The organism is Mycobacterium sp. TH-M116 (assembly GCF_057473685.1).
Map to the genome: position 1 here is coordinate 1 of NZ_JBYCLC010000036.1, position 12,125 is coordinate 12,125.

Annotated in this window: 16 protein-coding genes and 2 pseudogenes; 9 read left to right on the forward strand and 9 right to left on the reverse strand. The window is 69.8% G+C overall.

What is annotated here, in order from left to right:
* Nucleotides 1–88, forward strand: a pseudogene (locus AC2VOK_RS01610) (DUF732 domain-containing protein); the annotation flags it as partial.
* A 146-nt stretch (nucleotides 89–234) separates the two neighbouring features.
* Here the strand turns inward: AC2VOK_RS01610 and AC2VOK_RS01615 are convergent.
* Nucleotides 235–450 (reverse strand): DUF5302 domain-containing protein, encoded by a 216-nt coding sequence (locus AC2VOK_RS01615; RefSeq protein WP_421529891.1) that lies wholly within the window; start codon nucleotides 448–450, stop codon nucleotides 235–237.
* A 27-nt stretch (nucleotides 451–477) separates the two neighbouring features.
* Nucleotides 478–921 (reverse strand): PPOX class F420-dependent oxidoreductase, encoded by a 444-nt coding sequence (locus tag AC2VOK_RS01620; protein WP_421529892.1) that lies wholly within the window; start codon nucleotides 919–921, stop codon nucleotides 478–480.
* A gap of 46 nt (nucleotides 922–967) precedes the next feature.
* Here AC2VOK_RS01620 and AC2VOK_RS01625 point away from each other — a divergent pair, with 46 nt between their 5' ends.
* The gene (locus AC2VOK_RS01625; RefSeq protein ID WP_428898921.1) at nucleotides 968–1,336 is read left to right on the forward strand and encodes a DUF1697 domain-containing protein; all 369 of its coding nucleotides are present in this window, start codon (nucleotides 968–970) and stop codon (nucleotides 1,334–1,336) included.
* Here the strand turns inward: AC2VOK_RS01625 and AC2VOK_RS01630 are convergent.
* A complete protein-coding gene (locus AC2VOK_RS01630) occupies nucleotides 1,333–1,692 on the reverse strand; it encodes an Rv1152 family transcriptional regulator (protein ID WP_428898934.1) in 360 nt (119 codons plus the stop codon). The two genes, AC2VOK_RS01625 and AC2VOK_RS01630, sit on opposite strands and share 4 nt — an antisense overlap.
* Before the next feature lie 69 nt (nucleotides 1,693–1,761).
* Between AC2VOK_RS01630 and AC2VOK_RS01635 the strand changes: the two genes are divergently transcribed.
* Together AC2VOK_RS01635 and AC2VOK_RS01640 are read left to right on the forward strand one after the other, a co-directional pair.
* Nucleotides 1,762–2,475: an SIR2 family NAD-dependent protein deacylase gene (locus tag AC2VOK_RS01635; RefSeq protein ID WP_428898922.1), complete on the forward strand. Its 714-nt coding sequence runs from the start codon at nucleotides 1,762–1,764 to the stop codon at nucleotides 2,473–2,475.
* A 109-nt stretch (nucleotides 2,476–2,584) separates the two neighbouring features.
* Nucleotides 2,585–3,436, forward strand: coding sequence for an endonuclease domain-containing protein (locus AC2VOK_RS01640; RefSeq protein ID WP_428898923.1), 852 nt, complete (start codon nucleotides 2,585–2,587; stop codon nucleotides 3,434–3,436).
* Nucleotides 3,437–3,576: 140 nt separating this feature from the next.
* On the opposite strand, the gene AC2VOK_RS01645 is transcribed toward AC2VOK_RS01640, so the two are convergent.
* Entirely contained in the window at nucleotides 3,577–4,218 is a 642-nt protein-coding gene (locus AC2VOK_RS01645) for a class I SAM-dependent methyltransferase (RefSeq protein WP_428898924.1), read from the reverse strand.
* Nucleotides 4,219–4,512: 294 nt separating this feature from the next.
* Between AC2VOK_RS01645 and AC2VOK_RS01650 the strand changes: the two genes are divergently transcribed.
* Entirely contained in the window at nucleotides 4,513–4,644 is a 132-nt protein-coding gene (locus AC2VOK_RS01650) for a hypothetical protein (protein ID WP_428898925.1), read from the forward strand.
* A gap of 218 nt (nucleotides 4,645–4,862) precedes the next feature.
* Here AC2VOK_RS01650 and AC2VOK_RS01655 read toward each other — a convergent pair whose 3' ends face one another.
* Nucleotides 4,863–5,627 (reverse strand): 3-hydroxyacyl-CoA dehydrogenase, encoded by a 765-nt coding sequence (locus AC2VOK_RS01655; RefSeq protein ID WP_428898926.1) that lies wholly within the window; start codon nucleotides 5,625–5,627, stop codon nucleotides 4,863–4,865.
* 104 nt (nucleotides 5,628–5,731) lie between these two features.
* Entirely contained in the window at nucleotides 5,732–6,841 is a 1,110-nt protein-coding gene (locus AC2VOK_RS01660) for a CaiB/BaiF CoA transferase family protein (protein WP_428898927.1), read from the reverse strand.
* Nucleotides 6,842–6,963: 122 nt separating this feature from the next.
* On the opposite strand from AC2VOK_RS01660, the gene AC2VOK_RS01665 reads away from it, so the two are divergent.
* On the forward strand, nucleotides 6,964–7,767 hold the full coding sequence (locus tag AC2VOK_RS01665) for an enoyl-CoA hydratase (RefSeq protein ID WP_428898928.1): 804 nt from the start codon (nucleotides 6,964–6,966) through the stop codon (nucleotides 7,765–7,767).
* Nucleotides 7,768–7,834: 67 nt separating this feature from the next.
* Nucleotides 7,835–9,193, forward strand: a complete 1,359-nt coding sequence (locus tag AC2VOK_RS01670) for a DUF2867 domain-containing protein (RefSeq protein WP_428898929.1) — start codon at nucleotides 7,835–7,837, stop codon at nucleotides 9,191–9,193.
* A gap of 7 nt (nucleotides 9,194–9,200) precedes the next feature.
* On the opposite strand, the gene AC2VOK_RS01675 is transcribed toward AC2VOK_RS01670, so the two are convergent.
* On the reverse strand, nucleotides 9,201–9,920 hold the full coding sequence (locus AC2VOK_RS01675; RefSeq protein WP_428898930.1) for a CPBP family intramembrane glutamic endopeptidase: 720 nt from the start codon (nucleotides 9,918–9,920) through the stop codon (nucleotides 9,201–9,203).
* Nucleotides 9,921–9,940: 20 nt separating this feature from the next.
* Nucleotides 9,941–10,111: pseudogene (locus AC2VOK_RS01680) on the reverse strand (NAD(P)H-binding protein); the annotation flags it as partial.
* A 180-nt stretch (nucleotides 10,112–10,291) separates the two neighbouring features.
* On the opposite strand from AC2VOK_RS01680, the gene AC2VOK_RS01685 reads away from it, so the two are divergent.
* Both AC2VOK_RS01685 and AC2VOK_RS01690 read left to right on the forward strand, forming a co-directional pair.
* Nucleotides 10,292–10,792: an isoprenylcysteine carboxyl methyltransferase family protein gene (locus AC2VOK_RS01685; RefSeq protein WP_428898931.1), complete on the forward strand. Its 501-nt coding sequence runs from the start codon at nucleotides 10,292–10,294 to the stop codon at nucleotides 10,790–10,792.
* A complete protein-coding gene (locus AC2VOK_RS01690) occupies nucleotides 10,789–11,805 on the forward strand; it encodes an NAD(P)/FAD-dependent oxidoreductase (protein ID WP_428898932.1) in 1,017 nt (338 codons plus the stop codon). The genes AC2VOK_RS01685 and AC2VOK_RS01690 overlap by 4 nt, the downstream gene beginning before the upstream one ends.
* Here AC2VOK_RS01690 and AC2VOK_RS01695 read toward each other — a convergent pair.
* Nucleotides 11,802–12,125: enoyl-CoA hydratase-related protein (locus tag AC2VOK_RS01695; protein WP_428898933.1), on the reverse strand; the 324-nt coding region annotated here is incomplete at its 5' end. The genes AC2VOK_RS01690 and AC2VOK_RS01695 overlap by 4 nt on opposite strands.

The following is a 12,125-nucleotide window of genomic DNA, read 5'->3' on the forward strand; positions in this document are numbered from 1 at the left end:
GGAGTTGGCCGCTCAAGGCGTTGTCGGGCCCGGATCACAGCAGCGGCTGATGGCCGCGGCCAGAAAGTACGCCTGCCCGGTTCAGTAGGTGACCCGCCGGGCGTCGGCCCATCAGCCGGGACCGGATCACCCCTGCAACCCGAGCGAACCACGCGACAGCACCTGCGCCGCGCAGCCCTACAAGCGCCACCGACACCACAGACCGGGTGCCGCTCAAACGGTGTTCAGCGCCTCTCAGCCGCTCTTGCGACGGAACTCCCGGCGGTTCTCCAGCGGCCCGTGCGTGCGCGGCTGCTTGCCGCCGCCGTCTTTGTGGGCGGACCCCCCGGACGCCTTGGCCATCTTGCGGTCGAGCGCTTCGCGGAACTTGCGCTTGTTCTCGTCCTCGGAGTCCTCCGACGCCGCATCTGGGGGTGATTTCTCTTCTCGCGGAGAGCTCGACTCAGACATACCGGCAGCTTAGACCCGCCGCCGCGGCTACCGCCTGCCCGGCGGCATGCCGTAGAGGTGAGAGATCGGCAGCGTCAGCAGGACCCGCCGGTCGGTGACCATCGCCTGCCGGTATTCCTCCCAGTCCGGGTGTTCGCCTGCGATGTTGCGGTACAAGGCAATCAGGGCCTCGACGGTGTCGTCGTCGGGCGCGGCGGCCGGGGGCGTCAGTTCCGCGGTGCCCTCGGCGACGGCATACGACCACCCGTCGTCGGCGTCGACCAGGAGCGACGCCCGCGGATCACGGCGCAGGTTGCGAGTCTTGGCCCGCGGCTCGGTGATCGACACCCGCAACACCACCTCGCGCGGATCGAAGTGATACTGCACATTGGACAGCTGGGGGCGTCCGTCCCGTTTGATCGTGGCCAGGACCCCGATGGAGTTCCCACTGATCACGGCCAGCAATTTGTCGTCGAAGACCTGACGTCCCATACCGAAAGACTACGTCGCAGGCACGCAGTTCTGGTTCGATGGGGCCATGCCCCGCTACGCGGCCTTCCTGCGCGGCGTCAACGTCGGCGGTGTCAACCTCGTGATGGCCGATGTGGCCGCCGCGTTGACCGACGCCGGATTCGCCGATGTGCGCACGATCCTGGCCGGCGGCAACGTGCTGCTGGACGCGGCGGAGGGCGTGGCTGTGGTGCGTGGGAAGGCCGAAGCCGGCCCGAGCGAGAAGATCGCCCGCGGTGACGGTGTCGTCTACTGGCAGGTCCCCAAGGGCTTCACCCTGGACAGCACGATCGGCAAGACGATGGAAAAGGCGCGGTACAAGCGGTACAAGTCGTCGACCACGACCCGCAACCTGCGCACGCTGACGAAAGTGCTGTGCCGAGAAGCCCTCCCCTAGCGCGCGTCCCGGTCCTCGGGCACGGCCTCGATGTAGCGCAGCGCCTCGGCCTTGCCCAGGCCCAGACCCCGGGCGACGTGGACGTACTCCCGCGCCGCGGCCGCCATCGCGGCGTCCGTCGGGTCGTAGCGGGCGATGAAAGTGCCGAAGCGGCCGCGGGTTTCGACGATCGCTGCGCTCTCCAGCTCGCGGTAGGCGCGGGCCACCGTGTTGACGGCCACCCCGAGCTGGCCGGCCAGCTCGCGGACGGTCGGCAGGCGGGTTCCCGGCGGCAGCGCACCTTCCCGGACGCCGTCGATCACCTGCGTCCTGAGCTGGTCGAACAAGGGCTTGCGCCCCTTGACGTCGACCCGCAGTCAGTCAGCCAGCTCCACGCCCCCAGTATCCACCCCATATATCCACCGCACGCCGACTATGTTGGGTGGGTGCGGGTAACGGTGCTCAGCGGCGCGGGGATCTCCGCGGAGAGCGGTGTGCCCACCTTCCGCGACGACAAGAACGGCCTGTGGGCCCGCTTCGACCCCTACGAGCTGTCCAGCGCCCAGGGGTGGCGCGACAACCCCGAGCGGGTCTGGGGCTGGTATCTGTGGCGCCACTACCTGGTGGCCAACGTCGCGCCCAACGCCGGACACCGCGCCATCGCCGCGTGGCAGGACTACGCCGAGGTCAGCGTGATCACCCAGAACGTCGACGACCTACACGAGCGGGCCGGCAGCACGGCGGTGCACCATCTGCACGGCAGCCTCTTCGAATTCCGTTGTGCCCATTGCGGAATCGCGTATACCGGCGCGCTGCCCGAAATGCCCGAGCCGGCGCTGGAGGTCGAGCCCCCGGTGTGTCACTGCGGCGGTCTGATCAGACCCGACATCGTGTGGTTCGGGGAGCAGCTGCCCGACGCGCCCTGGCAGCGCGCCGTGGAGGCCACCGAGTCCGCCGACGTGATGGTGGTCGTGGGAACCTCCGCCGTCGTCTACCCGGCGGCCGGGCTGGCCGACTTGGCGCTGTCGCGCGGCACCGCCGTCATCGAGGTCAACCCCGAGGTCACCCCGCTGTCCGCAAGCGCGACGATCAGCATCCGCGACACCGCGAGCCACGCTCTGCCGCAACTGCTGCAGCGATTACCCGCGCTGCTGCGTTAGCCAGCGCACCGGCGCCGAGCCTGCGCACAGAGCGCGATCTGTCCACAACGACGCGCGCTGAGCGCCGTCTCGGCGCGGTGACGTCGGCACGGTCGGCCAGTCTTCCGTCATGGACGAACCCTTCATCGGCAGCGACGCGGTCAACGCCGGAATCCTACGGCCGCACCAGCTGCGGTCGCGTTACCGCGCGGTGTTTCCCGACGTCTACGTGCCCCGCAATCAGCGACTCTCGCTGCAGCAACGGGCTGTCGCGGCGTGGCTGTGGTCGCACCGGCGGGGTGTGCTCGCCGGCACCACCGCGGCGGCGTGGCACGGCTCGATGTGGGTGGACGACCGCTGGCCCATCGAGTTGATCTGGTCGAACGCGCGGCCGCCACGCGGCATCCAGACTCACGACGTACGCCTTGCTTCGGGAGAATTCGACGTCGCTTCGGGCCTGCCGGTGACGACCCCGCAACGGACCGCGTTCGACATCGGACGCTCCAAACCGATGGGGACCGCGGTAACACAGCTGGATGCGCTCATGCGGGCCACCGGCGTGAAGGTTGTCGAGGTCGCCGAAATAGCCGACTCTCATCGCGGTGCCCGCGGGCGCAGGCACCTGGAAACGGCGCTGGGGCTCGTCGACGCGGGTTCGCAATCCCCGAAAGAGACGTGGCTGAGGCTCCTGCTGATCCACGCCGGACTTCCCCGCCCCACCACGCAGATCCCCGTGGTCACCGCCGGGGGCACCCGCACGTATCACCTCGACATGGGTTGGGCCGACTCGATGGTCGCCGTCGAGTACGACGGCGAGCAGCATCGCCTCGACCGGCGGCAATACACCAGGGACATCCGCCGCAGTGAAGACTTGGCGAGGCTGGGCTGGATCGTCATCCGAGTGGTCGTGACCGATCATCCCGCCGACGTCATCCGCAGGGTGCGCGCCGCGCTGCAATTCCGGGCACCGAGCCTGCGATAGCCGCACCGAGCCTGCGATAGCCGCACCGAGCCTGCGATACCCGCACCGAGCCTGCGATACCCGCACCGAGCCTGCGCACAGAGCGAAATTTGCCCGCCGAATGCGCGCTGAGCGCAGTCTCGGCGAAAAAGAAAAACGGGTCAGGGCCGGCGCGCCCGGCCCAGCGCCAGCTCAGACACCGGCAGCGGCACCCAGGCCGGTAGCGCGTCCTCCCGCCGGGCGGTGTCCACCTCGAATCCGGCCGCGACGATCTCGCGCTCGGTGTCGCGATGGGTGTGGCAGTTGCCGAACAGCCGCGGCCACACCGTCGCATCGGCAAAGCGCTGCAGCCGCCCCCGTATCCCGCCGCTGGCCACGTGCTCGAGGTAGCGCAGCTCGCCACCCGGCCGCAGCAGCGAGTACAGGCGCCCCAGCACGTCGGCGGGCTCTGCCACCGAGCACAACACCAGCGAGCACACCACCGCGTCGAACGGCTCACCGCCGGCGAAAGCCTCCACGGTGTCGCCGTGCACCACGACCCGAACCGGCACCACGTCCGCCGCGGCGCGGGCCTGGACCGTCAGCCGCTGCTCGGGTTCCACGGCGACCACCTCGTCGACCGACTCAGGGTAGTGCGGAAAGTTCGTCCCGATCCCCGCGCCGACTTCCAGTACCCGGCCCGTCAGGCCGGCCAGATTCTCCCGGCGCAGCTCCTTGATCGCCTCGACCTCGTGGGCGGCGATGTAGGGCCAGATCCGTGCGAAGAACGGGTTGTCGACCGCTGCCCCAGCTGATGCCCCCATGTGCGTCACCCTTCCCACGTCAGTCCACGCCACGCCACGCCACGCCACGCCACGCCACAACACAACACAACACAACACAACACGAATACCGACCATCGCTACGCTCACGATACGGGTCGCCGGCTACGCGATCGCGCCACGTCGCACGGGATCGTCGAAGATCCGGGCGGTCAGCAGCGCCTCGCGATCCACGGCGAGGTCGAACACGTGCCTAACCTACCCTCCGGTAAATTGCCACCATTTTCCGAATCACGACTCAAAGAATCCTTAATGGCGGCCCATACGCTCAGTGCCATGTGGATCGACGACTCGAGTGCCGACGTCATCAAAGCCGACTTCGAAGCTCTCTACCATGGCGACGTGCTGGTGGAAGGCGAGAACTCGGAGCAGTTCGAGGACTTCCAACCCCTCCCTACGGCAAGCTGACCGCCATGAGCGTGCTCGCACGGCTCTTGATGGCCGAACCTGCAATCACCCGGTGGTTCCGCCGATAGATGCGGACGTCTTTCCCAGATCGGCCCCCCGCCCTGCGGGGGGCTTTTTTCGTTTTTCCGTCGACCGTTTGTCCGTCGACCGTTTTTCCGTCGACCGGTTTTCTTGTCCGTGGACCGTTTTTCTGGCGACCCGAGGTTTCGCGGAGCTCGTCAGCGCGGCGCCATGCGGATGGCGCCGTCCAACCGGATGACCTCGCCGTTGAGCATCGGGTTCTCGATGATGTGCATCGCCAGCGCCCCGTACTCCTCGGGTTTCCCCAGCCGCGACGGGTGGGGCACTTGCTTGCCCAGCGACTCGCGGGCCGCTTCCGGCAGGCCGGCCAGCAGCGGGGTGTCGAAAAGGCCGGGGGCAATGGTGACCACCCGGATGAGGTGGCTGGCCAAATCACGCGCGATGGGCAACGTCATCCCCACCACGCCTCCCTTGGACGCCGAATAGGCGGCCTGGCCGATCTGCCCGTCGAACGCCGCCACCGAGGCGGTGTTGACGATGACCCCGCGCTCCTGGGTGTCCGGGGGGCCGACGGGCTCGGTCTTGGCGATCCGCTCGGCGGCCAGCCGCAGCACATTGAAGCTCCCGACCAGATTGATGTCGACGATCTTGCGGAACGCGTCCAGCGGGAATACGCCGTCCTTGCCCAGCACCCGAATCGCATTGCCGGTGCCGGCGCAGTTGACCACGATGCGCAGCGGACCCATCGCCTCGGCGATGTCCAGCGCGCTGGTCACGGCGACCTCGTCGGTGACGTCGGCCGGGGCGAAACGCGCCCGCGTGCCGAGTTGACGCACCATGTCCTCGCCCCGCAGATCCAGCACCACCACCTGCGCGCCGGCGTCCAGCAGGCGTTGGGTGGTCGCCAGGCCCAGGCCCGAGGCCCCGCCGGTGACGACGGCGACGGCGTCCTTGATCTCCATGCGAATCCTTCCGTATCCCAGCGGCCCGTATCCCAGCGGCCCGTATCCCAGCGGCGCGGTATGGCCAACCAACGTGTTGGTCGGCGACTATACCTACTCCGTACCTACTCCTTCGCCCAGTCCTTGAGAACGGCCTCGGCGTCGGCCACCGGCGCGGCCGCGCGCGGTGTCGCGGGCGCGGTGCGCGAGAATCGCGGCGCCGGCATGGGCTGCAGGCCGCCTCCTGGACCGTCACCGACCTCGTATAACGTGTTGCGCTCGGTGAGGTGCGGTTCGGTCTGCACCTCGCCGAACGCCAGCACCGGCGTCACGCAGGCATCCGATTCGGCGAACACCTTCGCCCAGTGATCCCGGTCGCGGCCGGCGATCGTCTCGGCCAACACCGCCCGCAACTCTTGCCAGCGGCTGACGTCGTTCTGCGCGGGCAGGTCCGCACCCTCCAGACCCAGTCCGGCCAGCAGGGCGGCGTAGAACTGGGGCTCGATGGCCCCGACGGCAACGTAGCGCCCGTCGGCGCATTCGTAGGTGTCGTAGTAGGGCGCGCCGCCGTCGAGCAGGTTGGTGCCGCGGGTGTCCGACCACATGCCCGAGGCGCGCATCTGCCACATCATCTGGACGAGCACGCTCGAGCCGTCGACCATCGCGGCGTCGACGACCTGGCCCTTGCCCGAACTCTGCCGCTCCCACAACGCCGACAGGATGCCGACCAGCAGGAACATCGACCCACCACCGAAGTCACCGACCAGGTTCAGCGGCGGCACCGGCCGCTCGCCGGCCCGGCCGATGGCGTGCAGGATGCCGTTGAGCGAGATGTAGTTGATGTCGTGCCCGGCCTGCTGGCTGCGCGGGCCGGTCTGCCCCCAGCCCGTCATCCGGGCGTAGACAAGCCTCTCGTTGACCTGCGCGCACTGCTCGGGCCCCAGGCCGAGCCGCTCCGTCACGCCGGGACGGTAACCCTCGATCAGGACATCGGCCTTCGCGACGAGTCGGAGCACCAGGTCTCGTCCCGCCTCGGACTTCAGGTCCGCGGTCACCACGCGCCGGTTACGCATCATGGCGTCTTTCGCGACATCGCCGGGACCGGACCCGCCCCTGGAGGGCCGGTCGATGCGCACCACGTCGGCGCCCAGGTCACCCAGGATCATCGCCGCATGAGGGCCGGGCCCGATGCCGGCCAACTCGACGACACGCAATCCACTCAGTGGTCCAGCCACGACGCACCGACCTTTCGTCCGCTCCGACGCCCGGCGGCCGGCGGTCAGGTCGAACTACCGGCCGTTGGCATCTTCGCAGCCGCCCTCGGGGGCCGCGCACCCCGGTCACCTAGGGTGGCTTCATGGAACCCGGCATCGACACACTGGCACCTGTCGCAGGCCTTGCCGTCGCGCTGTCCGGCGGCGTGCTGTCGGTCACGATCGACCGGCCCGAGAGCCTCAACTCGCTGACCACCCCGGTGCTGGCCGGGATCGCCGACGCGATGGAGCGCGCGGCCACCGATCCCCGGGTCAAGGTGGTGCGCCTGGGCGGTTCGGGCCGCGGCTTCTGTTCGGGTGCCGGCATGGGCGCCGAAGACCTGGCAGGCGCGGGCCCGGGAACCGAGGTTCTCGAGCAGGCGAACCGCGCCGTGCGGGCGATCATCGCGCTGCCACGGCCGGTCGTCGCCGTGGTGCACGGGCCGGCGGCCGGAGTCGGGGTGTCGCTGGCGCTGGCCTGCGATATCGTATTGGCTTGCGAGACAGCGTTTTTCATGCTCGCCTTCACGCGGATCGGACTGATGCCCGACGGCGGGGCGTCGGCGTTGGTCGCCGCGGCGATCGGGCGGGTCCGCGCTATGCGCATGGCGCTGCTGGCCGAGCGGTTGCCGGCCGCCGACGCATTGTCCTGGGGCCTGGTCTCGGCGGTGTACCCGGCGGACCAATTCGACGCCGAGGTCGACACGGTGGTCTCGAGGCTGCTGGCCGGTCCGGCCGTGGCCTTTGCCAAGACCAAGGATTCCATCAACGCCGCCACGCTGACCGAACTGGAGCCGACCCTGAAGCGTGAATCCGACGGGCAGGCCCTCCTGCTGCGGTCGCACGACTTCATCGAGGGTGCGACGGCCTTCCAGGAGCGCCGCACTGCTCAGTTCAGCGACCGCTGACCGCCACCGGAAGCGGCAATCCTTGGCTTCGTGAGGTCCGAATGCCCGGTGTGGAAACGGAGAATCGATGGCTGAACACGTGCGCTGCCTGGTGACCGGGGCGACCGGCTACATCGGCGCCCGCTTGGTTCCGCGACTGCTCGACGAAGGCCATCGGGTGCGCGCATTGGCCCGCGACCCGGACAAGCTGGCCGACGCGCCCTGGCGGGCACAGGCCTCGGAAAAAGCCGAGGTGGTGCGCGGCGACCTGGGCGACGTCGGGTCGCTGATCGCGGCGTTCGACGGGATGGACGTCGTGTACTACCTGGTCCATTCGATGGGCACGTCGAAGAATTTCGCGACCGAGGAATCCCGCGCCGTGAACAACGTCGTGGCGGCCGCTCGTCGGGCCGGGGTGCGGCGGGTGGTGTACCTGAGCGGTTTGCATCCGGAGGGTCGCAAGCTCTCGCCGCATCTCGAGTCACGAAAAGCCGTGGGCGAGGCGCTGATCGGCTCCGGAGTCCAGACCGTGGTCCTGCAGGCCGGGGTGGTAGTCGGATCGGGGTCGGCGTCCTTCGAGATGATCCGGCACCTCACCGACCGGCTGCCCGTCATGACCACACCCAAGTGGGTGCACAACAAGATCCAGCCCATCGCGGTGCGCGACGTGCTGCACTACCTGGCGGCCGCGGCGACGGCCCCGGTGCCCGAGGAGGACGGGTCGCGCACCTGGGACATCGGCGGACCCGACGTCCTGGAATACGGCGACATGATGCGGGTCTACGCACAGGTGGCCGGCCTGTGGCCGCGCCGGTTGATCGTGCTGCCGTTCTTGACTCCCACCATCGCCAGCCTGTGGGTGGGGACCGTGACGCCGATCCCGCCCGGACTGGCGCGGCCGCTGATCGAGTCGCTCGAATGCGACGCGGTGATGCGCAACCACGACATCGACGGCTTCATCGCCCCGCCATCGGGCGGACTCACCGACTACCGTCACGCCGTCGCGCTGGCACTCGACCGCGCGAAGCGGGGCCTGACCGAGGCCACCTGGGACTCGCTGCGCTCCGCGCCCGCCGAGGCGCTGCCCAGCGACCCCGACTGGGCCGGGGAGGTCGTCTACGCCGACGTGCGCACGGCCGTGACCGGGGCCGCCCCCGACGACCTGTGGCGGGCGACCGAGGACGTCGTGGGCGATCGCCGACAGTGGGTGGTGGCCGAGCGCGAACCCGGTCGGCTGCTGCGGCTGCGGGGGACCAGACGGCTACCGGGGCGGGCGTGGCTCGAGATCTCGGTGACACCGCACGACCGCGGCGCCAGCAGGTACACGCAGCGGGCGGTCTTCCTGCCGAGCGGCATCGTCGGGCGGCTGTACTGGTTGCTGATGCGGCCCGTGCACGCGGCCGCCCTGGCCCACCTGGCCCGCCGGGTCGTCGACTCGGCGCGGTGAACCGGCGTCACAAGACGCCGAACATCGGCGGCAGAGCGAGCACCATGATGAGGCCCCACACGACGTGGCTCAGCACCGGCGCGAGGACACCGCCGGTGGCCCGGCGCTCGAAGGCGCACACCGTCCCGAGGATGATCGCGGCGAATCCGAGCATCGGGTTGCCGCTGGCCATGGTCGCGATCGTGTACAGCAGGGTCGAGACGAAAACCGGGTGGCGGTGACGGCCCAGCGCACTGTAGAGCGCGCCGCGGAAGAAGATCTCCTCGGCCACCGCGTTGATGACGATGATCACGACGATGAACAGATAGGACCCGTGGGCGAACAGCAGCACCCGGGTGATCAGCTCTGCGACCGGCGGGATCTCCCTGGCGACCAGCCCGCCCAGCACGAACACGGCGCCGATCAGCAGGCCGATCGTCGTACCGGTGATGACCGGGCGCTGGTTACGCCCGCGCCAGCGGATACCGCCCAGATGCAGCGGCCCGGAGAGGAACCCGCCGACCGTCCACACCGCGGCCAGCGCCAGGGTGAGCCAGTAGAAGCTGGACTCGCCCGGGTGGCGCCGCAGCGAGAACCCCAGCACCGCCGCACCGACGACGAGCGTGACGCTCACGACGACGCGGCGGCGCCGCACGACTCCGGGCGGTTCATTCTGGGGCACAGCGACATTGGTTATCGCGCGGCGCAGCTCGGCGACGGCGCCGGCGGGTGCGACCGGCCCGCTCATGCGGGGCGCACCTTCGCCCAGGCGGGATCCGAGGCATTCAGGGTGACGGCCGTCACGTCCGCGTACCACCCCAGACGCTTCAGGTGCGCCGGATTCCGGGAGGCCGCCACGACGTGGTGCTGATGTGCCGACAGCGCCGTGAAAAGCCGCGACCCCACATAACCGGTGGCACCGGTGACCAGGGTCCGCATACTTGACCACCCTAGCGGCCGCACGGCGATCGGCGCGGGCGCCAGGCAAGCTGCTGAACTGATCTCGCGGCGGCATCGTGAGCCCCTACGTGAGCGCATACTCGAGCGCAGATGTGAGCGCAGACGTGAGCCCAGATGCCGCCCGTTGGCCGCTGAGCCCGGTCGCGGGATAGTAGTCGCATGTATTACCTGCTGATCCTGGCGGTCGGACTGGAACGCCTGGCGGAGCTGCTGGTGTCCAAGCGCAACGCCGAATGGTCGTTCGCCCGGGGCGCCAAGGAGTTCGGCCGGCCGCACTACGTGCTGATGGTGGTCATCCACACAGCGCTGCTGGTGGGCTGCGTCGTCGAACCGTGGGCGCTGCATCGGCCGTTCCTCGCGTGGCTGGGCTGGCCGATGCTGGGCATGGTGGCGCTCAGCCAGGGGCTGCGCTGGTGGTGCATCGCCACCCTGGGCCCCCGGTGGAACACCCGGGTCATCGTGGTGCCGGATGCGCCGCTGGTGCGCGAGGGGCCATACCGGTGGCTTCACCACCCCAACTATGTTGCAGTGGTGACCGAGGGGATCGCGCTGCCGCTGGTGCACACCGCGTGGGTGACGGCGGTGCTGTTCACCGTGGCCAACGCGGCATTGCTGCGGGTGCGTCTGCGCGTGGAAAACACCGCCCTGGGCTACACATGAGCGACTACGACGCCGACGTGCTCGTGATCGGCGGCGGCCCGGCGGGCCTCGCGACGGCGTTACACGCGCGCCGGCGCGGGCTGTCGGTGGTCGTGGTCGAGCCCCGGGAAGGCCCCGTCGACAAGGCCTGCGGCGAGGGGTTGATGCCCGGCGGGCTGTCCGAGCTGACCTCGCTCGGTGTCGACCCGGCCGGCATGCCGTTCCGCGGGATCGCCTACGTGAGCGACCGCCACCGGGCACAGGCCCGGTTCCGCAACGGTCCCGGACGGGGCGTGCGGCGCACCACGTTGCACGCGGAGTTGGCCGCCCGCGCCAAGCAACAGGACACCGAGTGGCTTTCGGCGCGGGTGACGGCCGTCGACCAGGACGGGCGTGGGGTGATGGCCGCCGGCGTGCGCGCGAAGTGGTTGGTGGCGGCCGACGGGCTGCATTCGACGGTCCGCCGCGCGGTGGGGATCAGCGCGACGGCCGGGACGCCTCGCCGCTACGGTGTCCGCCGGCATTTCCGCGTGCCCGCGTGGTCGGAGTTCGTCGAAGTGCACTGGTCGCGGTGGGGTGAGGCATACGTGACGCCGGTCGAACCGGACCTGGTCGGCGTCGCGATCCTGTCCCGCGGGCAGCCCGACCTGACCTGGTTCCCGGAGCTGGCCCGTCGCTTGGCGCCCGCCGATCGCGGGCCCGCGCGCGGCTGCGGCCCACTGCGCCAAGTGGTTTCGCGCCGGGTCGCCGGGCGCGTGCTGTTGGTCGGAGACGCGGCCGGCTACGAGGACGCGCTGACCGGCGAGGGCATCAGCCTCGCCATCAAGCAGGCGGCCGCCGTCATCGACGCCGTCGCCGCCGACACACCCGCGTCGTACGAGGCCGCATGGCACCGGATCACCCGCGATTACCGGCTGCTCACGCGCGCACTGGTGTTGGCCGGCGCGCCCCGCACCGCGCGTCGCGCGATCGTGCCGGCGGCCGCCCTGCTGCCCCCGGTGTTCCGGTGGGGGGTCAACGTCCTGGGGAGCTAGCGCGCCTTCCAGACCGGATCCCGCTTCTCGGCGAACGCCAACGGACCTTCTCTGGCGTCCTCGGATTTCAGCACGGTGCGCATCTCGCGGACAGTGCGCTGCCAGCCTGGTTCCTCGTCGGCGATGACGCCGTCGTCGACCCCGTAGGCGATGCGCTTGCTGGCCTGCACCGACAGCGGCGCGTTGACGGTGATCCGCGCGGCGAGTGCCAACGCCGCGTCGAGCACGGAGCCTTTTTCGGGGCCCTCCGCGACGACCTGGTTGATCAGGCCCCACCGGCACGCGTCGGCGGCCGTGATCGGCTCGCCGGTCATCAGCAG